General features: G+C 59.6%; 18 protein-coding genes and 1 pseudogene. 10 read left to right on the plus strand and 9 right to left on the minus strand.

Annotated features, from left to right (window positions below; all coding sequences use genetic code 11):
* Nucleotides 1-205 precede the first annotated feature (205 nt).
* Nucleotides 206-415, plus strand: a complete 210-nt coding sequence (locus tag BVK86_RS30020; RefSeq protein WP_075944457.1) for a hypothetical protein — start codon at nt 206-208, stop codon at nt 413-415.
* A 597-nt stretch (nt 416-1,012) separates the two neighbouring features.
* On the opposite strand, the gene BVK86_RS00015 is transcribed toward BVK86_RS30020, so the two are convergent.
* Nucleotides 1,013-1,810 (minus strand): IclR family transcriptional regulator, encoded by a 798-nt coding sequence (locus tag BVK86_RS00015; RefSeq protein ID WP_075944459.1) that lies wholly within the window; start codon nt 1,808-1,810, stop codon nt 1,013-1,015.
* 120 nt (nt 1,811-1,930) lie between these two features.
* Here BVK86_RS00015 and BVK86_RS00020 point away from each other — a divergent pair, with 120 nt between their 5' ends.
* The 7 genes from BVK86_RS00020 (at nt 1,931) to BVK86_RS00050 (ending at nt 11,063) form a co-directional block, all read left to right on the plus strand.
* Nucleotides 1,931-2,740, plus strand: a complete 810-nt coding sequence (locus BVK86_RS00020; RefSeq protein ID WP_075944460.1) for an enoyl-CoA hydratase/isomerase family protein — start codon at nt 1,931-1,933, stop codon at nt 2,738-2,740.
* Nucleotides 2,741-2,742: 2 nt separating this feature from the next.
* Nucleotides 2,743-4,830, plus strand: coding sequence for an acetate--CoA ligase family protein (locus BVK86_RS00025; RefSeq protein ID WP_075944461.1), 2,088 nt, complete (start codon nt 2,743-2,745; stop codon nt 4,828-4,830).
* A 179-nt stretch (nt 4,831-5,009) separates the two neighbouring features.
* Nucleotides 5,010-5,858 carry an ABC transporter ATP-binding protein gene (locus BVK86_RS00030; RefSeq protein WP_083659276.1) on the plus strand — a complete coding sequence of 283 codons (849 nt, stop codon included), beginning with the start codon at nt 5,010-5,012 and terminating at the stop codon, nt 5,856-5,858.
* Nucleotides 5,855-6,622 (plus strand): ABC transporter permease, encoded by a 768-nt coding sequence (locus BVK86_RS00035; RefSeq protein ID WP_075944462.1) that lies wholly within the window; start codon nt 5,855-5,857, stop codon nt 6,620-6,622. Before BVK86_RS00030 ends, BVK86_RS00035 begins: the two co-directional genes overlap by 4 nt.
* A gap of 36 nt (nt 6,623-6,658) precedes the next feature.
* Nucleotides 6,659-7,654: an ABC transporter substrate-binding protein gene (locus BVK86_RS00040; RefSeq protein WP_075944463.1), complete on the plus strand. Its 996-nt coding sequence runs from the start codon at nt 6,659-6,661 to the stop codon at nt 7,652-7,654.
* An 82-nt stretch (nt 7,655-7,736) separates the two neighbouring features.
* Nucleotides 7,737-8,984: an OprD family porin gene (locus BVK86_RS00045; RefSeq protein WP_075944464.1), complete on the plus strand. Its 1,248-nt coding sequence runs from the start codon at nt 7,737-7,739 to the stop codon at nt 8,982-8,984.
* Nucleotides 8,985-8,996: 12 nt separating this feature from the next.
* The gene (locus BVK86_RS00050; protein WP_075944465.1) at nt 8,997-11,063 is read left to right on the plus strand and encodes a 3-hydroxyacyl-CoA dehydrogenase NAD-binding domain-containing protein; all 2,067 of its coding nucleotides are present in this window, start codon (nt 8,997-8,999) and stop codon (nt 11,061-11,063) included.
* A gap of 45 nt (nt 11,064-11,108) precedes the next feature.
* Here the strand turns inward: BVK86_RS00050 and BVK86_RS00055 are convergent, their stop codons facing one another.
* Nucleotides 11,109-12,404 (minus strand): MFS transporter, encoded by a 1,296-nt coding sequence (locus tag BVK86_RS00055; protein WP_075944466.1) that lies wholly within the window; start codon nt 12,402-12,404, stop codon nt 11,109-11,111.
* Nucleotides 12,405-12,640: 236 nt separating this feature from the next.
* Between BVK86_RS00055 and BVK86_RS00060 the strand changes: the two genes are divergently transcribed.
* Nucleotides 12,641-13,519, plus strand: a complete 879-nt coding sequence (locus BVK86_RS00060; RefSeq protein ID WP_083659278.1) for an alpha/beta fold hydrolase — start codon at nt 12,641-12,643, stop codon at nt 13,517-13,519.
* Between the two features lie 73 nt (nt 13,520-13,592).
* Here BVK86_RS00060 and BVK86_RS00065 read toward each other — a convergent pair whose 3' ends face one another.
* From BVK86_RS00065 to BVK86_RS00095, 7 genes and pseudogenes are all read right to left on the minus strand, one after another.
* Nucleotides 13,593-14,843, minus strand: coding sequence for an MSMEG_0569 family flavin-dependent oxidoreductase (locus BVK86_RS00065; RefSeq protein ID WP_075944467.1), 1,251 nt, complete (start codon nt 14,841-14,843; stop codon nt 13,593-13,595).
* Nucleotides 14,844-14,875: 32 nt separating this feature from the next.
* Complete coding sequence (locus BVK86_RS00070) at nt 14,876-15,202, minus strand: MSMEG_0570 family nitrogen starvation response protein (protein WP_075944468.1); 327 nt, start codon at nt 15,200-15,202, stop codon at nt 14,876-14,878.
* A gap of 1 nt (nt 15,203) precedes the next feature.
* The gene (locus BVK86_RS00075; protein ID WP_075944469.1) at nt 15,204-16,223 is read right to left on the minus strand and encodes a sll0787 family AIR synthase-like protein; all 1,020 of its coding nucleotides are present in this window, start codon (nt 16,221-16,223) and stop codon (nt 15,204-15,206) included.
* Entirely contained in the window at nt 16,216-16,776 is a 561-nt protein-coding gene (locus BVK86_RS00080) for an MSMEG_0567/Sll0786 family nitrogen starvation N-acetyltransferase (RefSeq protein WP_075944470.1), read from the minus strand. The genes BVK86_RS00075 and BVK86_RS00080 overlap by 8 nt, the downstream gene beginning before the upstream one ends.
* A 14-nt stretch (nt 16,777-16,790) precedes the next feature.
* A complete protein-coding gene (locus tag BVK86_RS00085; RefSeq protein WP_075944471.1) occupies nt 16,791-17,891 on the minus strand; it encodes an MSMEG_0568 family radical SAM protein in 1,101 nt (366 codons plus the stop codon).
* Nucleotides 17,884-18,839, minus strand: a pseudogene (locus BVK86_RS00090) (Nit6803 family nitrilase). The gene BVK86_RS00085 and the pseudogene BVK86_RS00090 overlap by 8 nt, the downstream one beginning before the upstream one ends.
* A gap of 106 nt (nt 18,840-18,945) precedes the next feature.
* Nucleotides 18,946-19,428: an MSMEG_0572/Sll0783 family nitrogen starvation response protein gene (locus BVK86_RS00095; RefSeq protein WP_075944472.1), complete on the minus strand. Its 483-nt coding sequence runs from the start codon at nt 19,426-19,428 to the stop codon at nt 18,946-18,948.
* 363 nt (nt 19,429-19,791) lie between these two features.
* Between BVK86_RS00095 and BVK86_RS00100 the strand changes: the two genes are divergently transcribed.
* Nucleotides 19,792-21,684, plus strand: coding sequence for a sigma 54-interacting transcriptional regulator (locus BVK86_RS00100; RefSeq protein ID WP_075944473.1), 1,893 nt, complete (start codon nt 19,792-19,794; stop codon nt 21,682-21,684).
* Nucleotides 21,685-21,723: the final 39 nt, after the last annotated feature.

A 21,723-nucleotide genomic window follows, 5' to 3' on the forward strand; every position in this document is an offset into this window, starting at 1 on the left:
GAGCACGAGGCCTGCGGCCTCGCGTTTGAATTCAGCGGAAAAAGAACGACGTTGTTTGGTCATCAGACACCTCTATCTGGCGAGCATTCTCGCCTAAATGGGTGTCCGGTTTCATTAGACCACTACACAAATGCCATCATTTGCACGGCGCTGAGGCGGCCCATGACACCGTTCTCCCCTTATACAGACTCCCGGAGTAACCGTTATGGTGACGGATGCCAACAGCGCTTTGTTTCCTGACCATCACATGTACACCGATGCAGTGGACGCTATGAAGCGGTATCACCAAGCCCAAGCAGACGGTATCAGTGGCGCTGAGCTAGAGAGTCTACGGCTGTTAGCGGAACAAAGGTTTCAAGCAGTCACTGACTACCAGCTTCGCGCGCTTGGCGGGCCAATAGAGCCCAGCCAATAGGAATGCAATGAATCGCCCCCAAGTTTCGTAGACACCTCTTTCCCTTAAACTGAGGCCAATTAGGAGGTGCCATGAGCAACCCGCGTTACCCCGAAAAACTCAAAATGCAAGCAGTCAATCAAGTGACCGAAAAGGAACTGCCTGCCGTTGAGGTAGCGGAGCGTTGATTATTCCGTTACCGACGTGGCGGCAGATCCTTTGTAACATCCAAGTCCCCGAACCTGCGCACGTATCTGACGTAGTACGTGATTATACAAGTGGGCGATGTCAGATGTTCATAAATAGCTCACGGGGCCGAGATTGCTGACTAAATGTTCTCGGAATTAGCGAGATTGTTGATCGATAGATGTTCATACACCTAGTTTTTCCGGCGCCTTTAGCCTCGTCGCGACTACCTCGACGGCCCCAGTCTAGATGCTGATGGATGTTGGCTCTCAAAAAACCATGCTTTTGGATTTGGTTGAAAATCACGCAGAAGCTGGCCGGCTCAGCATTGAGCAGTGTGGTTTGTTCCAGAACTGGTCATTCATGGCCCTCCTGACAGCCTCAATGGTGAAGTTCGGACTTGCCTCTAAGGACGTGGGGCCTGTTCAAGGATTAGCGTGAGTCGCTATCGACACTGGCGCGGATCTTGTCCGCCAGCGCCATCAACGGCGCGGCGTAACACGTCACGACAGCATCGATAGACTTTGGTGTGGATAGGCTGATATTCAAAATATGGTCCTGATAGTTACGGATGCCGAGTGGGGTTGAAATAGCCACGACTTCGGCCTGCCAGGACGCAGCGCAATACCCTCGAAGTCGCACGCTTTCGCAGGCTTCGGCAATCTCCGTTTCCAATACTGTCCACCTGGCATCGCAGCGTCTCGACTTGAAGTTCGCCATCAGCGCTTGCCGCTCTTTCGTGCCAATCGTCGCCAGGTAAGCGCGCCCCAAGGAAGTGAACTCCATGGGGACTCGCTGCCCGGTTTGTACGGTTCGTGGGGTGTTTTTACGGCTCAGTCGGATGGACTCCAGGTAAATCATCTCATCGCGGTCGGCGGCGGCCAGCCCCACATTCACGCCTAACGCGTGGGCCGCTTCGCGCATTAAGGGCGCAGCGATCTGCACCAGCGAACTGCTGTTGTACATGGCGTTGGCGAAGCAGAGGGTGGCGGGTGCGAGGCGATAGGCACTGTGTTGGCGGTCGTACACCAGCATGCCGCTGTGGATCAGCGTTTGGGTCAGGCGACTGATCGTGGACTTGGACAAACCTGTGCGTTCGCTGATGTCGCCATTCCCCAAGTACTCGGTGCCCGCGCGAAAGGCTCGCAGGATTTCAAGGCCGCGCTCCAGCGAACGGTTGATCGGCGCCTTGCCGGCACCCGGCGTATCAAACCCGTCGTCCTCTTTCATCGTGTTCCATCCAGTGGAATTGCCGGATTGTCAATCATGGGGAGCTCCATAGACTCGGGATCAGCGCAAGGCCCTTCAGTTTGGGCTGCTGCCATGCCAACAACAAGAGAGAGATTCCCCATGACGATGTTGCAAAGTGTTACCTCGCCCATCCACATGGCCGTCGATGACGATGGCATCGCGGTGCTGACCCTTAATCGACCCGAAGCGCGCAACGCCATCAGCGACGAGATGCGCAGCCACATGATCGAGTTGCTGGAAGAAGTGGCCGCAAACAGCCAGATTCGCGCCCTCATCATCACCGGTACCGGCAAAGGCTTCTGCGCAGGCGGCGACATCAAGGGCATGGAAAAACGCATGAGCGCACCGGCGGGCGAGGTGGCCTATAACGGCTGGAAGCGCCAGCAGCGCGTGCATCATGCGGTCTCCCTATTGCTCAACCTGCCCAAGCCGACCCTGGCTGCTGTCAATGGTGCCGCCACGGGGCTGGGTTGCGACCTGGCACTGAGCTGCGATTTCGTGGTGTCCTCCCGGCAAGCCAGCTATGCCATGAGTTATATCGCTCGGGGCCTGATCCCCGACGGCGGCGGCTTGTACCTGTTGCCGCGTCGAGTCGGATTGCCCAAAGCCAAGGAACTGATTTACACCGGTCGCCGCGTAGAGCCCGACGAAGGGCTGGCGATCGGCCTGGTGGACCGAGTGGTCGAACATGACGATCTCCTGGACGAAACCCGGCGCTGGGCATTGGAACTCTCCGCCGGCTCGGCGACCGCACTGGCATTGAGCAAATCCATCCTTAACAACAGCTTCGAACTCACCCAGGCCCAGGTCTTGGCCATGGGCAGCCAGGCGCAAGGCATTTGCTACACCTCGGCCGAGCATCAGGCGTCGGTGGCGGCTTTTCTGGCGGCCAAAGCGAAGAGGGCATGAGCATGGATAATATTTCCCGCCTGATGAACCCGCGCAGTGTCGCGGTGATCGGCGCTTCCGGCGATGCACAAAAAACCTCCGGACGGCCCATCGCATTCCTGCGCAAACATGGCTTCGAAGGCCGCTTGTATCCGGTCAACCCGCGGTACACCGAGATCGATGGGTTGACCTGCTATCCCTCTATCGCCGCACTACCAGAGGTGCCGGACGCCGCTATCATCCTGCTCGGGCCTGAGCGTGCCAACCAGGCCGTTGCCGAACTGGCGGCCATGGGCACGCCGGCGGCCATCGTGCTTGCCGGTGGCTATGGCGAGGCTGGCGAAGCGGGCGTCGCGCGCCAACAGGCCTTGCACAAGGCGCGAGGCAACATGCGCATCCTGGGTCCGAACACCATCGGCCTGATCAACCTTACCCAGGGCATCACCTTGTCGGCCAGCGGTGCGCTGGATCAGGATGCATTGAGAGCGGGTAACATCGCAGTCATTTCCCAGAGTGGCGGGATCCTGGGATCGCTCCTGTCCCGTGGTGCTGCCGCCGGCATCGGCTTTTCCAAGCTGGTGGCAACCAGCAACGAAGTCGACCTGGACGTCGCCGATTTCGTCGATTACTTGGTAGATGACGACGCCACCGAAGTCATTGCTCTTTACCTTGAAGGGCTGCGCGACACCGAGAAATTCAGCCGCGCAGCACTCAAGGCGCGAGCCGCCGGCAAGCCCATCGTGGTGTTCAAGGTCGGGCGCTCCGAAGCTGGGGCCCGTTCAGCTGCTTCCCATACCGGTGCCCTGGCCGGCGCCGACGCACTCTACGACGTGTACTTCAAACAACTGGGCATCGTGCGGGCACAGACGTTTGCCGATCTGCTCGACCTGCCGTTCGCGTTGGCCAGCCGGCGCACGATGGCGGGTAACCGGGTGGCGATTCTGACCTCGACCGGCGGCGCGGGCACGCTGATTGCCGATGCCCTGGGCGCCAATGGTTTCGACACGCCGCCGCCGGGGGAGGCCACCGCTGCACGTTTGCGTGATCTGGACCTCGGTGACCAGGCGGTGCTCGACCGTAACCCCATCGACCTGACCCTGGCCGGCCTGCAGCCGCAGATCATGCAAGAAGCCATGCGCATCCTGCTGGAAAGCGCGGACTACGACGCGGTGATCAGTGTGGTGGGATCATCCGGTGTCGCGCGCCCGACGCTGATGGCGGACGCGATCCGTGACAGCCAGCGCGACAGCAGCAAGCCTGTGCTTGCCTATGTCAGCCCGTACGCACCGCAAGCCTTGCTACGTATCAACAGCAACCAGGGCGTCGCCTTTACTGCGCCGGAGGCTTGCGCGAGTGCATTGCTGGCACTCAAAGCCAAAGCCTGCATTGTTCAGGACACGCCGCGAGCGCAATCAAGCCGTCAGCATATGAGCGCCGAGGACGTCGAGCAGTTGCCCAGTGGAACCCTGGATGAACAGCAGAGCAAAGCCCTGTTTACTCGTTTCGGCGTGCCCGTCACTCGTGAGCAGGCGGTCGCGGATGCCGGCGAGGCAATCGAGGCCGCCCGGGCGCTCGGCCCGAACGTGGTGCTCAAGGTGCTGTCCGAGCGCATCCCTCACAAGACCGAAGTCGGTGGTGTTGCGCTCGGCCTGAGCGAACACAGCATTGGTCAGGCGTTGGACGACATGCGCGGCGTGGTCACGCAGAAGGCCGGGTTCGCGCCCGAGCGTTTCCTTGTCCAGGAGATGGTCAGTGGCGGACATGAGCTGATCCTCGGCTTCCATCGCGACCCACAACTGGGGCCGGCGTTGCTGCTGGGTATGGGCGGTGTCAGCGCCGAACTGCTGCGCGATACCAGCATGCGATTGCTGCCGATCTCGCGCAATGACGCGGACGCAATGCTGCGGGAGCTGAAAACCTTCGCGCTGCTCGACGGTTATCGCGGCGCGCCCAAGGCCGATGTCAACGCGTTGGTCGACTGCATCCTCGCCTTCGCCGATATGGCCACCACCCTGGGAACAAAGCTGCAAGAGGCCGAGATCAACCCCTTGCGCGTGCTGGCCGAAGGGCAGGGCGTGAGGGCCGTTGATGGCCTCACGCTGCTGGCCTGAGGCGCCACCTGTTCCACTGTGTGGAATAGGTGGATTGACCCTCACCCCCCCGGTTTCATAATCAAGACAGCTTCATCAACGACTCATAAAAACAAGTAGGTCGCTATGAACATACTGAATTGCACATCGAATCAACGGCTCCCTTTGGGCAACCTCCATTTTCAGAGCGGGGGCCCATCATGCCTGTCGCATTGAAAGCCATTACCCAGCCTAAAGGCGCTGAAAGAGAAGAGCAGGTTTCATCGCTCATCCAGTTCATCGGCGTGTCCAAATCCTTCACCGTCAAGGGTGTTGCCAAGCAGGCCTCGCATAGCATCAACCTGTCGATCAAGAAGGGCGAAGTGGTCACCGTGGTAGGGCCGTCGGGCTGCGGCAAGTCCACCTTGCTGAACATGGTCGCGGGGTTGTTTGCGCCCACCGAAGGGCAGGTGGTCTACAACGGCAAGGCCGTTTGCGGGGTCAATGGCCGTACCGGCTACATGACCCAGAGTGACCACTTGCTGCCTTGGCGTGATGTGGTCGGCAACATTGCCGTGCCTTTGGAGATCCAGGGCATGGCTAAGGCCGAACGCCGCGTACGCATCCAGGAACTGGTTCGCCTCGTGGGCCTGGAAGGCTTCGAAAAATCCTACCCCAGTCAGCTATCCGGTGGCATGCGTAAACGTGCGGCGCTGGCCCGCCTGCTGGCGTATGACCCTGAAACCCTACTGATGGACGAGCCGTTCGCGGCACTGGATGCGCAACTGCGCATGCGCATGCAGACCGAGCTGATCCGTCTCAGTCGCCGGTTGAACAAGACGGTCATCTTTGTCACCCACGATTTGGATGAGGCCGTGGCACTCGGCGATCGCTGTCTGATCTTCGCCGGCCGCCCCGGCACCATCGTCAAGGACGTGCAGATTCCCCTGGGCGAGGAGCGAAACATTCTGCAGTTGCGCAAAGACCCGCGCTATCACCAGCTCTGCGGCGACTTGTGGGACTTCATGACCCCGTCTTTGAACGATGCAGCAAAGGATAACCAAGCATGAATATTTTCCTTGGACGCCTGGCGATTTTCATCGTGCTTTTCGGCACCTGGCAACTCGCCTCGGGGCCGTTGATCGACCCCTTCTTCGTCAGCTCACCCAGCGAGATCGCTGGCAAGTTCTACGAGTTGGTCATCAGTGGCAGGCTGTTTTCCCATGGCGGGATCACGGTGGTGGAAACCCTTGCAGGCTTCGTACTGGGGGCGACCGTCGGGATTGGGGTGGGGCTGTTGCTGGGGCGTAACGAATTGCTGGCCAAGCTACTCGATCCGATCCTGATCTCGATCTACAGCTTGCCCAAAGTGGCCCTGGCGCCGCTGTTCATCATGTGGTTCGGCATTGGCATCGAGATGAAGATCATCCTGACCGCCACCATCGTGTTCTTCCTGGTGTTCCTCAACACCTACAGCGGCGTGCGTGCGGTTGACCGCGAGCAGTTGGAGATCCTGCGCCTGATGGGCGCCCGCGAACATCACCTGATCACCAAAGTGGTGTTCCCCTCGGCGATCCAATGGGTGTTCACCGGCCTCAAGCTCTCGGTGCCGTATGCCCTGATCGGCGCCATCGTCGGCGAAATCATGGCCTCCAATCGCGGGCTCGGTTACCTGCTGCAAGATGCAGCCGGGCAGTTGGACACCGCCGGCGTATTCGCCGCACTGGTCGCGATTATCGCCCTGGCACTGCTGCTGCAAGCGGTTGTACGGATGGTGGAAACCCGTCTCATGCCGTGGAAAAAAGACCTGGGTGATCGTGAAGCTTCGGTTTGACCTGTTCATAACGCACAAGAAAATACAGGTGTACATATGTCTATTAAAACGCTGATTGCAAAGATGGGCCTGGTCGCTTCGCTGGTGGCCGCGAGCGCCGGCGCACATGCGCAGGACATCAAGGTTGCCCTGGGCACCGACGGCTTCGTGCACATGCCGCTGTTCGTGGCGGTGGATGGCGGCTATTTCAAGAAGCAGGGTATGAATGTCGAATTGATCAAGTTCAAGGGCGGTGGCGCCGCGACTTCGGGCCTGGCCAGTCGAACCGTGGAGTTCTGTTCGTGCGCGATCCAGAATTCGATCAACGCTAAATTGAAGGGCGCTGATCTAACCCTTCTGGGGCGCCTGGTGGGACAGTATGCAAGTAACGTGGTCATCAGCCAGAAGAAAGCCGACCAACTCAGCCTGACCGCGCAGACCCCTATGGAAGAACGCCTGAAGGCGATGAAAGGCTTGAAGATCGCCGTCAGCGGTGCGGGTGGCAGCGCCGATTTCCTGGTGCGCTTCCTCGGTGAAAAGGGTGGCCTTTCGGCAGAGAAAGACTTCACCCTGCTTTACCTCAACAGCGCCAGCGCCATTCTGACCGCGTTCTCCCAAGGACGAATCGATGGCTTTGCCTTGTCCTCGCCCACCTCGGACAGCGCGATTATCGAGCACAAAGGGTTCACGCTGTTGGACATGGCCGACGGGCAGGTCAAGGAGCTTGATGGCTACCCTTCGATTGCCTTGAGCGCGCGCAAACAGTGGGCCGATGAAAACCCGAAAACCGTCAAACAGTTCCTCGACGGCCTCGCGCAAGCGACCAAGCTGATCAACGAAGACCCTGAGCAAGCGATGAAACTCGTGCGTGCTCGTTTTGAAGGCACGCCGGACAATGTCTACGCAGCGGCGTGGAAGTCCAACAAACACTCGTTCCCGCAAACGCCTTATCTGAGCGAAGACGACGTGGCCCGGGCCATTGCGTTTCTCGGCAAGATTCAGGGCCAATCGATTCCTGGCAAGGCCAGCGACTACATGACCTCAGTACGCTGATACCCCTCTCAACATTGACGCACGTATCGGCCCACCGACCTCAGCCGAGTTCGGTGTGGCTGAGTACGGCCCGGAATCCCTCATGAATAATAAGAAAACAGCTGCATCCTGGGGCGTGATCGTCGCCGCCGGGCCATGGCTTGCCAGTGCACAGGCCGCGGATTTCCTGGCGGATGCCAAAGTCGACCTGGAGCTGCGCAACTTCTACATGAACCGCGACTTTCGTGATGGCAGCGGCCAATCAAAGCGCGATGAATGGGCCCAAGGCTTCATTCTTCGCGCACAGTCGGGCTACACCCCAGGATTCGTCGGCTTCGGCCTGGACGCAATCGCCATGGTCGGACTGAAACTCGACTCCAGCCCGGACCGCACCGGTACCGGCTTGCTGCCGGTTCATGATGACGGCAGGGCACCCGATGAGTATTCCAAGGCCGGGCTGACCGCAAAAATGCGCGTGTCCAAAACCGAGCTGAAGGTGGGCACCTTGATGCCCAAGCTGCCCACCCTGCAATCAAACTTCGGTCGCTTACTGCCGCAGACCTTCCGCGGCGGCATGCTCGAGTCCCGAGAGTGGGGCGGCTTGGAGCTGATAGGCGGGCACCTTGACCAAGTGACTGACCGCGATGTCACAGGCGCGCAAGGGTTGGCCATCAATAATAAGAACCGGCGCTTCAGCGGCCAGCTGGATGGCGGTGCCTTTGAGTTGGCAGGCGCTGCCTATCGTTGGAAGACGGTGCAGCTGACTTACCAGGTCGGTCGTCTGGAGGATGTCTACCAACAGCATTACCTGGGGTTCAGCAGCGCCAACGAAGTCGGCGAGGGCAAGTTTAAGTCAGACCTGCGGCTGTTTATCACTGATGATCAAGGACAGGCACGCGCCGGGCAGATCGACAATCGCGCATTCAGTGGGATGGCAACATACGAATGGCGTGGCAACGCATTCAGCCTGGGTTATCAGGCCATGAGCGGGGATTCGGCGTTTCCCTACGTCGAGGGCACCGACCCGTATCTGGTCAACTTCGTGCAGGTGGGCGATTTTGCCGAGAAGGGTGAACGCTCCTGGCAACTGCGTTATGCCCGTGACCTGGCGTCGTGGGGCTTGCCGGGGCTGACCTTTATGACCCGCTACGTCAAAGGCACTGATGCACAGGTTCTGAGTACCGATTCAGGCCGCGAGCGCGAGTTGGATATCGAATTGCAGTACCGGGTACAAAGCGGACCGCTCAAGGCCTTGGACATACGCCTGCGCAACGCCGCGTATCGCTCGGACTTCTCGCGCAATGCCAACGACACGCGGGTGATCCTCAGCTATCCCATTTCCTTCCTCTGACTGGTAACCCTCATGGATGCATTGGTAAGCCTGAAAACAGATGACGGCATCGCTGTCATCGCAATCAACAACCCGCCGGTGAACGCTTTGTCCCAAGGCGTTCGGCAACAGCTCTCGGCCTGCCTCGCTCTGGCCGGGTCCGACCCTGCGGTGCAGGCCATTGTTATCACCTGCCAGGGCAAGACGTTTGTGGCCGGCGCCGATCTCAAGGAATTCGACCAGCCCCTGATGGAGCCCCATCTGCCGGACGTTCTGAGTGTTATCGAAAACAGCCAGAAGCCGGTCATCGCGGCCTTGCATGGTTCGGTGCTCGGTGGCGGCTTCGAGTTGGCGCTGGCGTGTCATCTGCGTATTGCCGATGAACACACGGTGTTGGGCTTGCCGGAGGTCAGCCTGGGTTTGATACCTGGCGCGGGAGGTACGCAGCGGCTGGTTCGCCTCTGTGGGCCGCTGGTCGCCGTTGATGTCGTGATTGGCGGGCAGCGCCTGTCGGCGACGCAGGCTCAGGCCGTCGGGCTGGTCGACCACTGTGTGGCCGACGACCTGCCAGGTGCAGCCATCGAACACGCCAGGCGCTTTATCCTTACCCATCCTTTTTGGGAGCGCACGCGGGATCGGTTGATGCCCGCCCACAACAGCGCTGAATTCGAAACGAAAGTTACTGCGGTGATGAAGAAGCTGGCTGGGCAAGAAGCACCCCAGGCCGCGCTCAAGGCCATCAATGCGGCTCTGACCGAGTCGTTTGACGCCGGCATGGCGCTGGAGCGCTCGCTGTTTATCGAAAGGCGGCAATCGGCCCAGGCCAAGGCCTTGCGGCATCTGTTTTTCGCCGAGCGAGCCCTGGCGGGGCGCACGCGCACGCTCGCCGCTAACGGCCAGGGACGTGGGATTGAAAAGGTCGCGGTCATCGGTTCAGGCACTATGGGCAGCGGGATTGCTATCTGCGTGGCCAATGCAGGTGTTGCTGTGAGCCTGATCGATGTACAGGACGCAGCGCTGCAACGCGGCGTTAAGCACATTGATGACTATTACCGCGACGCGCTGCTTAAGGGGCGTATGGATGAGCAAGTCTGTCAGGAACGCCGGGCTTTGATCTCGCCATCGACGTCAATGGACGCTGTGGCGGACGCCGACCTGGTCATCGAAGCTGTTTTCGAAGACATGGAGGTCAAGCGCGAGGTATTTCGCCAGCTGGATACGCTGTGTAAGCCGGACGCCATCCTGGCAACCAATACCTCATATCTGGACGTCGAAGCCATCGCCGATTGCACCCGTCGCCCGCAGCAGGTATTGGGGATGCACTTTTTCAGCCCGGCGCCGGTGATGAAACTCCTGGAAGTGGTTCGCACGACCCAAACCGATAGGTCTGTGCTGGCTGCCGTGCTTGGTTTGGCGCTGCGGCTGGGCAAAGTGGCGGTCACCGTGGGGGTATGCGACGGCTTTGTCGGGAATCGGCTCTTGGCGGCGCGAGAGCGAGAAGCCATGTTCCTGCTGGAGGAGGGCGCGTCTCCCGAAGCCGTCGATCGAGTGATGCGTGCGTTCGGCTTTCCCATTGGCCCCTTTGAATTGCGGGACATGGCTGGCGTGGACGTCGCCTGGCGTAACCGTCAGGGGCGTTTGTCGCAGTTGAGCGAGCGTGAGAAACGCTGCGATTGGGTCGATACGTTGTATGCCGCAGGTCGGCTCGGGCAAAAGGCTGGCCTCGGGTTCTATCGCTACGCGTCAGGCAGCCGCCAAGCGTTGCCGGACCCTTGGCTGGCAGAGTTGTTGGCGGATCATCGACAACAATGGAGCATCACCCCCCGCAGCATCACCGATCACGAAATTGAAGAGCGCTGTTTGTTTGCGATGGTCAACGAGGCCGCCTGGTTGATCGAGCACGATATCGTGGCGCACCCTGCGGATATTGATCTGGTCTGGATTCATGGCTACGGCTTCCCCCGTTACAAAGCCGGGTTGACCTACTATGCCGACCAGGTGGGGCTAGGCGTTGTGGCGAAGGCCCTCAAGCGCTACAACCGGGAGGGTAGAGAGCTTTCGACGTTCATGGCTCGCCAGAAGAAGTTCCACTGCAATTGATGAGCAACCCCGGCGGTTTAATCAGCCCGCCGGGGCCTTGGTGTATCAGGCTTCCTTTACCACGTAGCGCAAAATCAACGTCAACACCGTGGCGACACACAGCATGGCCGCCATCGCAATGAGACCGGCATTGAATGAGTGTGTGACGTCCTTGAGCCAGCCCACTGCATACGGTCCCACCAGGCCGCCAAGGCTGCCCACCGCGTTAATGAACGCAATGCCACCCGCCGCTGCCTGCTTGCTCAGGAACGTCGCCGGAATGCTGTAGAAGCAGGTGCGCACCGAGCTTAAGCCAATCAACGCGACCGTCAGGCCAATCAGCGCCGGAATCAGGTCGCTATAGACCACCGAGAAGATAAAACCGGCCGCCCCCGTGGCGCACGTAATTGCAAGGTGCAGGACATAACGACGCTTGCGCGCTAGCACTTTGGCCCACAGCAGCATGGCAACACTGGCGATCAGATAGGGGATCGCCGACACCCAGCCGATTTGAGTGGTGGTCAGTGAATGGGTCTTGAGGATTTGCGGCAGCCAGACGCCGATGCCGAGGATGCCAATGATGTAGCTGAACAGAATGGCCGCCAGCAGCCATACGCGCACGTCGTTGATTGACTCGCGAAAGCTGTGGGAACCCTTCGATTCGTGCTCGGCATCGAGGGCCGATTGCAACGCGTGACGCTCGTCCACGGTCAGCCATTTTGCGTCAGCGGGCCGGTCGGCCAGCATGTTCAGGCACATCACACCCAGTACGCAGGCAGGCAGCCCTTGCAGCACCAGCAGCCACTGCCAGCCGTGGAAACCCCAGATGCCATCCATTGCCAGCATGGCAGCCGACAGAGGCCCGCCGAGAACCGAAGACACAGGGATGGCGAATAGAAACCAGGCCATTACCCGCGTTCGATACTGGATGGGAAACCACAACGACAGGAAGAAGATGACGCCGGGGAAAAAGCCGGCTTCGGCGATGCCGGCCAGCAGGCGGATGACCGAATAACTGACAGGCCCTTGCGCCAACGCTGTGGACGCCGAAAACAGCCCCCACGTAATCATGATCCTGGCCAGCCATCGGCGCGCACCGAAGCGGTAAAGCGCCAGGTTGCTGGGCACCTCGAACAGGCAATAACCGACGTAAAAGATGCCGGCCGCAAAACCGAACTGGGACGCGGTGAGCCCCAAATCGTCGTTCATCGTCAACGATGCGAACCCGACATTGGTTCGGTCCAGATAGTTGAAGAAATACGCGATGGCCAGCAACGGGATCAAGCGTATCGCGGCTTTGCGACAAGCGCTGGACTCCAGCGCCTCCTGGGGCGTGACTTGAGCGGCGGTGAGTGTATTCATGGGGCTCCATTATTGTTGTATTCAGGAGCTTGGAAGCATATGGGCGGCGTTCTGGTTCGCGCCAAGACCTTTAAACCATAGGTGTCCATAACGGCAGGGCATGGGACTTGGAGGGGATCCATGCAGGGTAGGGCCATGCCCGACAGGCATCGAACACCATGAGATATCGGTATTGGTTATTTTCTTCCCGGTGCATAAACCTGAGTGTTCACACCCATAATAAAAAGGCTCATCCAATGCACTACACTCGCGTCATGCAATCCTTAATCGTCGCTGGCCTCGTAGCCTATAGCCTGCCGGGAAATGCCGATGATTCGGTACGTACACTGGTGGCCGAGAAGGGCAACGTCCATATCGAAGCGCTGGACCAGGGCAAGGGCCATGTGATCGTGATCCTGCCCTCTAAGGGGCGCGGCGCAAATGATTATGACGAGGTCGCACGGTACCTGGCCGCTGACGGCTATCGCGTGATCCGCCCAGAACCACGCGGGGTCAAGGGCAGTAAGGGACCCATGGACACACCGACGCTGCATGACTTCGCCGCCGACGTCGCGCTGGTAATGGACATGGCCAAGACCGGGCCTTCGGTAGTGGTCGGGCATGCCTGGGGCAGTCAGCCCGCACGCGTGCTGGCGGTGGACCGCCCGGACCTGGTCAATGGCATCGTATTGGCGGCCGCATCGATAGGAAAGTTGCCCGCCGGCTCATCGGAGAAACCCTATGGGCGCATGGTCGAGGCGATCAAAGGCGCGGGTAATTACTCGTTGCCGGAAGCCAAGCGTATCGACTATCTCAAAGAGGCGTTTTTTGCCCCCGGCAATGACCCGCGTCCCTGGCTGAGCGGATGGTATGACAAGACCCACCAGGCGCAGGACCATGCGCGAGACAGCACGCCGGTGGAACTTTATTGGTCGGCCGGCAAAACCGTACCGATTCTTGACCTGCAAGGACAGCATGACGCAGTGGTGATTCCGAACATTCTCAAGTCCATGCTCGGCGACCGGGTCGAACACAAGACCATCGCCAACGCCGGACACGCCATGGCGCCCGAGCAGCCGCGTGCAATGGCGGATGCCATCGCCGAGTTTGCGCAGCAGGTGTATGCGAGCCAATAAACTGCACCAGTCTTAAGCCCATGTTTTCCCGGCGGATAATCGCCTGGGCAAACATGGGCCAACTCCTTCAGCGCTAGACTGCCTGTTGCCGCTCCCGGCACAGGCCTGTCGCTGCCAGGTGTTGCACCACGTATTGAGCATCGCGTGCCACCCCGGAAAACCGTCCGGAGCCCCAAGTGTGCAGCCATGGCAAACCGAGGAAATACAAGCCTTGCCGAGCGGTAACCCCGCGGGTATGGCCGGGATAGCTGCGGCCATTGAAGACAGGCACATCGACCCAGCTGAAATCTGGCTGGAAACCGATGCACCAGATCACGCTGGTGATGGCGCTGGCGGTGAGCTCCAGTTCACTTCGCTCTTCTTTCGGCGCCCACAGCGGCGTGTAGGGCGTGCCGATTGGCGCATCGATCGAGTGCTCGGCAATGTACTTGTCAATGCTGGCGTTGATGCGATTGTAGACCGCGTCGGCAGCTTCCAGATTGGCGCCCAGGTCGCAGGCAAATTTCAGCGTGGTGCCTTCCAGGCTTTCGAGCCTGCCAAACAATTGCATGCCTTCGTGGGCGAAGCGGCGCAGGTCGATATCGCGTCCGCCATCACGCCCTGTGACGTAGTGGTTGGTGTTGTCGCGCACGCCTTCGCGAAGCGGGTGAGTGTCCACCCCAATGTCGTAGTAGCCCATCTGCGCCAGCCAGTCGACCACGTCCTTGCCACGGTAGAGGCGTGCGCAACGCGGCGCATCGCCGACGGCCAGGTAAACCTTGCGCCCGGCCAGATGCAGGTCTTCGGCGATCTGCGCACCGGATTGGCCCGAACCCACGACCAACACGGCGCCCTCGGGCAAGGCCTGCGGGTTGCGATACTGCTCGGAATGAATTTGCGTGATCTGCGTCGGCAAGCGTTCGGCCAGACGCGGAATGATCGGTGTGTGATAGCCGCCGCTGGCGATAATGACGTGGTCGGCGGTGAAGTCGCCCTTGGACGTATTGAGCAGGTAGCCGCCCTCCGGGCGTGCGGTCATGCGCTGTACCGCAACCCCTTCCTTGGTCGGGGCATTGACCTTGGCGATAAAACCGTCGAGGTAGTCGATGATCTGATCCTTGGTCATGAAACCATGGGGCTCATTACCCGTATAAGGATAGCCTGGAAGGGCGCACTGCCAGTTCGGCGTCACCAGGCAAAAGGCGTCCCAGCGCTGGCTGCGCCAGGTGTGCGTCAGTGTATGTTTTTCCAGAACCACGTGATTGATGTCCTGTTGTTGCAGGTAGTAACTGGCCGAAAGGCCGGCCTGGCCGCCGCCGACGACGATGGTTGTGTAGTGAGTCATGGTGAAGTCCTCTTCAAATTTGAACAGCGCCGTCAGATGTCGCCGAAGCCTGAGTAATGAACCGTGCCGGTGCCCTGATGTTTGATTTCCACGACCTCGACCCGGGCGTGCGGGTCGGCAAAGTTGCGCGCCCGTATACGCAGGCCGCCCAGGCTGTCCATTGCCGAACTGCAGTAGAAACCCTTGACCTGTTTGACACGTTCCGAGGCCGCGTTCAGGCCGGTTTCCGCGCGCTGTAAAAATTCGGCCATGGAATACGTGCAGCCTTCCTGGAGGTGTTCGTAGATGGTCGTTGAAGGTGAATAGGTGTTGCTTTCCTGGCCATCGGGCCAACGCAGGCGAATGTTCACGGCGGGCATGTCAGTGCTCCTTCGAGAGGGCAGGGTGAGCGAATTCGGGATAGCTGAATCCGGTAAAGGGGTGGCTGGCCAAGTTCCAGAACTCGACTTGTTCGTGGCCTTGAATCACCTGCAGCCGGGCGCTGTCATCGACCTCGCCGATGCAGGCACAGTGAATGCCTTGAGCGGCGAACGCTGCCTCCACGGCAGCTAGGTTTTCGTGCTCAAGGGTGAGCAGGAAGCCGTAACTGGGGAATGCTTGCAGCCAGCGCTCCATCGGCGTCTCGACCGGGATGGGCAGCGCCTCAAGGTGAATCCGTGCGCCGCAGTGGGTGGGTTCGAGGAGCATCAACAGGGTGCCTAGAATTCCAGCGTTGCTGATGTCCTTGGCCGCGAGTAACAGGCCGGCTTCTGCCATTAGCGGGATCACCTCGAGTTTCTCGCGCAAACGAGCTCCGGGCACGTTCTCGAAGGCTTTCCAGTAGGGCGCGTTACCATGCCACTGGCCATCCAGGTCCACCGCCATGACGATGATCTGGCCCGGCGCGACGTGCAGGGTCGAGAGTACGCTGCGCGCCCAGCCCGTGATAGCGACTGCCAGCGCCACAGGATTGCCGGCCGCCAAGCTGGTATGGCCGCCAGCTATGATCAGGCCGTAGGCCGCGCAGGCGTCACGGATACCGGCCAATAGGCTGTCGGTGGCGTGTGGATCATGGTGCCAATAGGCATTGACCACCGCAGTGGCGCGCCCCCCCATGGCGGTGATGTCGCTGACATTGGCCATGACGGCCGACCAACCGGCGAACCAAGGCGCCTGTTCGACAAAAGCCGGGATCATGCCTTCGATGGCCAGCAGTTGGTATTGATCGCCGCAGCGGATAGCTGCAGTGTCGTCACCGGGCAATGCGTACAGATCGTCGCCCCTGATACCCTGGCTCGGCTGCGCCGCCGCAGCCTGGCCGATGGCTTGCTTGGCCAGCATGGCCGGTGAGTCGCGCAGCGTCGCGAGCAGTTCGTGCAGGTGTGTCTGGAGGTCAGTCATGCCGCACCACCTTGCGTGTCGGCAGTGCTACGTTGCGAGGCATGAAGGGGTAACAGCCCAGTTGAGCCTGCATCAGGCAGTGCGCGTGTCCGCACACGTCCACGGCTTGTAAGGTTTGCCAGTGCAGGCCCTGGAAATAGCTCTCGTTGGCGTGTTGCACGGTGGCTAGAAAGGTGCGGCAGCCCAGGTCGATCGCGCGTGACACCGCCTCATTGATCAGTGCCTTGCCGATCATGCCGTGGCGTCGATAAGCGCGCTCCACACACAAACGTCCGCCGTACCAGACGCCCGGTTCGGTTTCATAGATGCGCACCGCACCGACCACCCGTTCGGGCATGCCGCAATGATGCGCCACGGCAACGATCGGAATCGCCTGGAAGTCTTTTTCGTCGCGGTCTTGAGCCAGTAATTGCTGCTCATCGGAAAACACCGCGCGGCGTAACGCGTAGTAGTCCTGACGCTCCCATGTGGCCAGTGCTGGCTTGACCAGCAGGTCGTCGGCGAGGAAGTCGGCGAACGTGTCGTCGATCAGGGCAAAGGTCTGTATTGGCATGCTGGCGGCTCCCGTTACTCGTGATGTTTCAGGGCCGAGCACGCGCCGCATTTGGCGCAGCCGGCGTTGATGTTATCCGAGTGCAGGCCGTGCTTGCGCAGGCTGGCGCCAATTCGCGGGTAGAGCCGCTGCATGAAGGCGCTGTCGGGCTTGGGGTGATGGGCCAGTGGGGTACCGTCGATGGGCACGAACGGCACAACAAAGGGATAAACGCCGGCGCGGGCGAGGCGCTCGCTCATCTGCACAATTGCCTCTTCGCTGTCACCCAGCCCGGCAAGAATGTAGGTACTGACCTGACCGCGGCCGAATACGTTGACAGCGGCTTCAAAGGCGCTGAAGTAGCGCTCCAGGGGCACTTGAGCCTTGCCAGGCATGATGCGTTGACGCACGGCATCAGTGACCGACTCCAGATGCATGCCCAGCGATACCACGCCACTGTCCTTGAGCCGCATGAACCAGGCATCGTCATCTGGCGGCTCGCACTGTGCCTGGATCGGCAGATCGACAGCGGCGGTGACGGCCGCCGCCGACTCACACAGAATGGCGGCTCCGCGATCGGACGTCAGCGGCGTACCCGTGGTCATGACCATATGCTTGACGCCGTCGAGTTCCACCGCCGCCTTGGCCACTTGCGCCAATTGCGCCGGGCGTTTACGGGCAATGGTTTTGCCTGCGGCCAGGGAGTGGCCGATGGCGCAAAACTGGCAGGCCGTGGCGGCCTCGTTCATGCGAATGCAGTGCTGTAGAACGGTCGTGGCCAGCACATCCTTGCTGTGCAAGGTGGCGATTTTCCAGTACGGCGTACCGTCTTCGGTGTTCAGGGCGTAGAAGTTAGGGATGCCCGGCAACTGCACCTGGCCCACCTGCAGTCCTTCGCGAAAGATCAGCGCCTGAGCCCCCGACGCATCAGGCACGGCGGAGTAGGGTGAGCTTTGCGACGCCTGGTTGAGCATCGGTACCATCGCGGTGTGTTCGCCCAGGGTCAGAGCCTTATGGTCAGACGGGCCGGCGCCGCCTTTACGCGTAAGGCCGTCGGCACCCTGCCAGCGCACGCCATGGCATTGCAATGCGCTCAGAAGCTGGCTGTCTGGCGGTGATGCATTCAGATTATTCATGGAGGGCGTCCTCGACGCTTTCCCGCCGCTCTTGCACATGTGCCGTGACGCGACGGTCAATCAATAGGCTGAGCAACTCGGGGCGGCTGTAATGACCCACCGAATCCATCATGCGTTTGCGTTTGTTGATCAGCGCGAAGTCGAGATCAGCGATGATCACGCCTTCGCCAGTACACAAAGGTTCGCCCAGCAATTTCCCTTCTGGCGAGACAATGGCGGTGAAGCAGCCACCGGAAATCGGTTCGACGGCACAGCCGGTGTCGGCCATGATCTGCGCCTGCTGCTCGGGATCCAGCCACGCCGTGGCGTTAACCACAAAACAACCGGACTCCAGCGCATGGTGGCGGATGGTGACCTCGATCTGGTCAGCGAAGATCTGCCCGACCAGTGAGCCGGGGAACATCGCGGCATGGATTTGTTCGCCGTCGGCCATCAGCGCATAACGCGCCAGCGGGTTGTAATGTTCCCAGCAGGCCAGCGCGCCGATGCGACCGACTGCACTGCCGGTGGCGCGCAACCCTGAGCCATCGCCTTGCCCCCAGACCATGCGCTCGTGATAGGTGGGGGTGATTTTACGGCGATGCTGGATCAGCGTGCCGTCAGCGTCGAACAGCAGTTGGGCGTTATAGAGCGTGCCGCCATCCCGCTCGTTGACGCCAATGCAGGCAACGATACCGGCTTCGCGGCACGCTGCGCCTATTTGCCGAGTGACATCGGAGGGCACGATGACCGCTTGCTCAAGCAGGCGCAGATGCTCCTGCCCATGGCGAAGGGCGGTTGCACAAAAGAAAAGTAAGGGTAGTAAGGCACCACGGTTTCCGGGAACACCGCGAACTGAACGCCCTTGCGACCCAAGTCCAGGAGCGTGTCACACAGTTTGGTGACCGTGGCTTCACGGGAATACAACACCGGACTGAACTGGACGGCTGCGGCGCGAATGGTAGGCATGTCATGGGATCCTGTCAGGGATGATCGACGTTTCAATGGCCTTGAGCGTTCGGTGTCGGCGATGGCAAGGAAGGTTGCCATCGCACGCTCCTTTCAGAAGGGGGCGTCAAGCCGTCCAGGTATCAATGATCATGGCGCCCTCACGACGCATCAGCAGGCGAAGGTCCATGACGTCCAGCGGGTTGATGGGGCGGATGCCTTCGATCAAGGCTTTCTCGGTTTGGCCATACAAGGCTTGAAGGGCGAAGCGACAGGCGTATACCTCACCGCCTTCGGACATGAACGCCTTGATCTGGTTGTTGACGGCCAGATGCCCAGGGAAGGCTTCGGCGCCCAGCGTCGGAAAACCCCGCTGCACGCCCAGTTGCACGCCAGGCCCGTAGAGCAGGATCTTGGTTTCGAAGCCTTTGCGCAGGAGGCGTTTGGCTTGCAGCATATTGACCAGGCCAATGGAGCCTTCAAAGGCGATGGTATGAAACGTCAGCAAGGCTTTTTCGCCGGGTTCGGCTTTGACGTCCTCGAACACTTTCTCCTCGTAATTGACCAGAAAGTCACCGTCCTGATAGTGGGCAATTTCTACATTTGGCATGTCTTACTCCGCTGTGCTGAGGGGCTGTCATCGACGGCCGGAATCGGCGAGTCGTCGAGAGACAGATAGCGAAGGGCGTGCCAGTTGGTTCATGGCAACTTGGTGATCTTTTATCTGACTGATAAATATAGATATTTATTTTTTATCGATAAATAAAGGATCAGTTCTGGCTGGACAGAACACTACTTAATTACGTAGATATACGAATGTTCGTGATGCGTTTAACGAGATTTCGTAGTTTTGGATCGAGCTTGAACTGAGAGGTGAACTGGTTTTTTAAGCGCAAACCGGGACTATTTGTGGGTTACGAAATTCCGTATAAATGAACCTGGTCACACCTTGTAATTACGGGATTTCGTAGGCATGCGCGACACTGACTCCTTAGACGGCTGGACGGACCTGGCCTATCCCTCACGCCACATGGTATTCGAGCACTGTGCCGAGGCCATTGCGCTACTGGACCCTTATAACGATCGCTTCGTGGACTTGAACATTGCGGCCTGCCAACTGCTGAGCTACCCGCGCCAGGAGCTGCTGGAGTTTCCCGTCAGCAAGCTGTTCGGTCACCAATTGGCGGACCTGATCGTGTTCACTCAGGCGGTCATGGACAAAGGGCGGGGCTGGACCGATGAGCTGCGTTGCAATTGCAAGAGCGGCGAGCGGATCGAGTTGGAAATCTCCGCCACCCGCCTGGTGGTCAAGGGCGTACAGCAACTGATACTGGTGCTGCGTGAAAAGAGCCAGCAGCGCTACCAGCGCGATCAGGCTGAAACCGAACGCACCATGCGTGGCGGCCTTATCGAGTGGCGCAATATCCTGAACCTGTTCAAGGAGACTGAACGTGACAAGCAACTACTGCTCAGTTCGGTGGGTGATGGCATCTACAGCATCGACAGCGATGGGCTAGCGACCTTTGTCAACCCAGCGGGTGCCCGCATGCTGGGCTGGGCCCCCGAAGAGATGATCGGCAAGAACATCCATCGCATCCATCACCATACGCATGCCGATGGCGCCCACTATCCGGTGGAGGACTGTCCGATCTACAAGGCCGTGCATGACGGCATGGTGCATGAGGGGCGGCAAGAGGTGTTCTGGCGGCGCGATGGCACCTCATTTGCGGTGGAGTTCACCAGTACGCCGGTGATCAGTGACAGCCGAATCATCGGAGCGGTGGTGGTATTTCGCGATATCACCGAACGGCGCACCACCGAATTGCAGTTGCAGAACGCGCTGGTTGAACTGAAAACCCTGAAGCAGCGACTCGAAGAGCAGAACGCCTACCTGCAGGAAGAAATTCATATTGAGCACAACTATCGCGATATCGTCGGGCAGAGCGAGCCGATTCTGAAGATCGTCCAACAGATAAATGTCGTCGGCCCCACCGATGCCAACGTATTGATCCATGGTGAATCAGGCACCGGTAAAGAACTCATCGCCCGGGCCATTCACCAGGCCAGCAAGCGTCGGGATCAGCCGCTGATTCGTGTCAATTGTGCGGCTATACCGGCAGAACTGTTTGAAAGCGAATTTTTTGGCCATTTGCGTGGAGCGTTCACCGGCGCAGTACGTGATCGTGTCGGTCGCTTCGAGCTGGCCAACGGCGGCACCTTGTTTCTGGATGAAATCGGTGAGATTCCCCTGGAGTTACAAAGCAAACTCCTGCGTGTATTGCAGGAAGGGCAGTTCGAGCGTGTCGGTGAGGAGCGAACCCGCAGTGTGGATGTACGGATCATTGCCGCCACCAACCGCGATTTACGTGCGGAAGTGCAAGCCAAGCGCTTTCGTGAAGACCTTTTTTTCCGGCTGAATGTATTTCCCGTTCACTCACCGAGCCTGCGTGAGCGCCGTGCCGATGTCCCATTGTTGGCCTTGCATTTTCTCCATCTCATCGGTGCCCGCTTGAACATGCCCGGTCATCGCTTGAATAAAGGGGACATGGCGCGCCTGCAGGCTTACGAATGGCCAGGCAATATCCGCGAACTGCAGAACGTCATCGAGCGCGCGTTGATTACAGCGACCGGAGCGGAACTGAACATAGACCTGCCCAACACCGCGACGACTGAGCAAGTGGCAGTGGCGCAGGTCAGTGAACGGATCATGACCGAGCAGGAGCTACGTACACTTGAGCGGGATAATTTGAGCGCCGCAATGGCGGTCTGTGGCGGCAAGATGTTCGGCAAGGATGGTGCAGCCCAGTTGCTGGGGATCAAGCCAACGACATTGGCGTCACGCTTGAAAAAAATGGGGCTCGATTGATCAAAAAAATGCTCCGAACCTTTCGATTCGGAGCACTCA

This window comes from Pseudomonas reinekei, assembly GCF_001945365.1.
Lineage (GTDB): Bacteria > Pseudomonadota > Gammaproteobacteria > Pseudomonadales > Pseudomonadaceae > Aquipseudomonas > Aquipseudomonas reinekei.

Bases quoted from the DNA above. Each gene is read 5' to 3' on its own strand.
- BVK86_RS00045 (WP_075944464.1), top strand. From the start codon at position 7,737: ATGAATAATAAGAAAACAGCTGCATCCTGGGGCGTGATCGTCGCCGCC.
- BVK86_RS00015 (WP_075944459.1), bottom strand. From the start codon at position 1,810: ATGAAAGAGGACGACGGGTTTGATACGCCGGGTGCCGGCAAGGCGCCG.
- BVK86_RS00050 (WP_075944465.1), top strand. From the start codon at position 8,997: ATGGATGCATTGGTAAGCCTGAAAACAGATGACGGCATCGCTGTCATC.
- BVK86_RS00065 (WP_075944467.1), bottom strand. From the start codon at position 14,843: ATGACTCACTACACAACCATCGTCGTCGGCGGCGGCCAGGCCGGCCTT.
- BVK86_RS00100 (WP_075944473.1), top strand. From the start codon at position 19,792: ATGCGCGACACTGACTCCTTAGACGGCTGGACGGACCTGGCCTATCCC.
- BVK86_RS00060 (WP_083659278.1), top strand. From the start codon at position 12,641: ATGCACTACACTCGCGTCATGCAATCCTTAATCGTCGCTGGCCTCGTA.
- BVK86_RS00095 (WP_075944472.1), bottom strand. From the start codon at position 19,428: ATGCCAAATGTAGAAATTGCCCACTATCAGGACGGTGACTTTCTGGTC.
- BVK86_RS00040 (WP_075944463.1), top strand. From the start codon at position 6,659: ATGTCTATTAAAACGCTGATTGCAAAGATGGGCCTGGTCGCTTCGCTG.
- BVK86_RS00030 (WP_083659276.1), top strand. From the start codon at position 5,010: ATGCCTGTCGCATTGAAAGCCATTACCCAGCCTAAAGGCGCTGAAAGA.
- BVK86_RS00025 (WP_075944461.1), top strand. From the start codon at position 2,743: ATGGATAATATTTCCCGCCTGATGAACCCGCGCAGTGTCGCGGTGATC.
- BVK86_RS00085 (WP_075944471.1), bottom strand. From the start codon at position 17,891: ATGAATAATCTGAATGCATCACCGCCAGACAGCCAGCTTCTGAGCGCA.
- BVK86_RS00035 (WP_075944462.1), top strand. From the start codon at position 5,855: ATGAATATTTTCCTTGGACGCCTGGCGATTTTCATCGTGCTTTTCGGC.
- BVK86_RS00080 (WP_075944470.1), bottom strand. From the start codon at position 16,776: ATGCCAATACAGACCTTTGCCCTGATCGACGACACGTTCGCCGACTTC.
- BVK86_RS00020 (WP_075944460.1), top strand. From the start codon at position 1,931: ATGACGATGTTGCAAAGTGTTACCTCGCCCATCCACATGGCCGTCGAT.
- BVK86_RS00075 (WP_075944469.1), bottom strand. From the start codon at position 16,223: ATGACTGACCTCCAGACACACCTGCACGAACTGCTCGCGACGCTGCGC.
- BVK86_RS30020 (WP_075944457.1), top strand. From the start codon at position 206: ATGGTGACGGATGCCAACAGCGCTTTGTTTCCTGACCATCACATGTAC.
- BVK86_RS00055 (WP_075944466.1), bottom strand. From the start codon at position 12,404: ATGAATACACTCACCGCCGCTCAAGTCACGCCCCAGGAGGCGCTGGAG.
- BVK86_RS00070 (WP_075944468.1), bottom strand. From the start codon at position 15,202: ATGCCCGCCGTGAACATTCGCCTGCGTTGGCCCGATGGCCAGGAAAGC.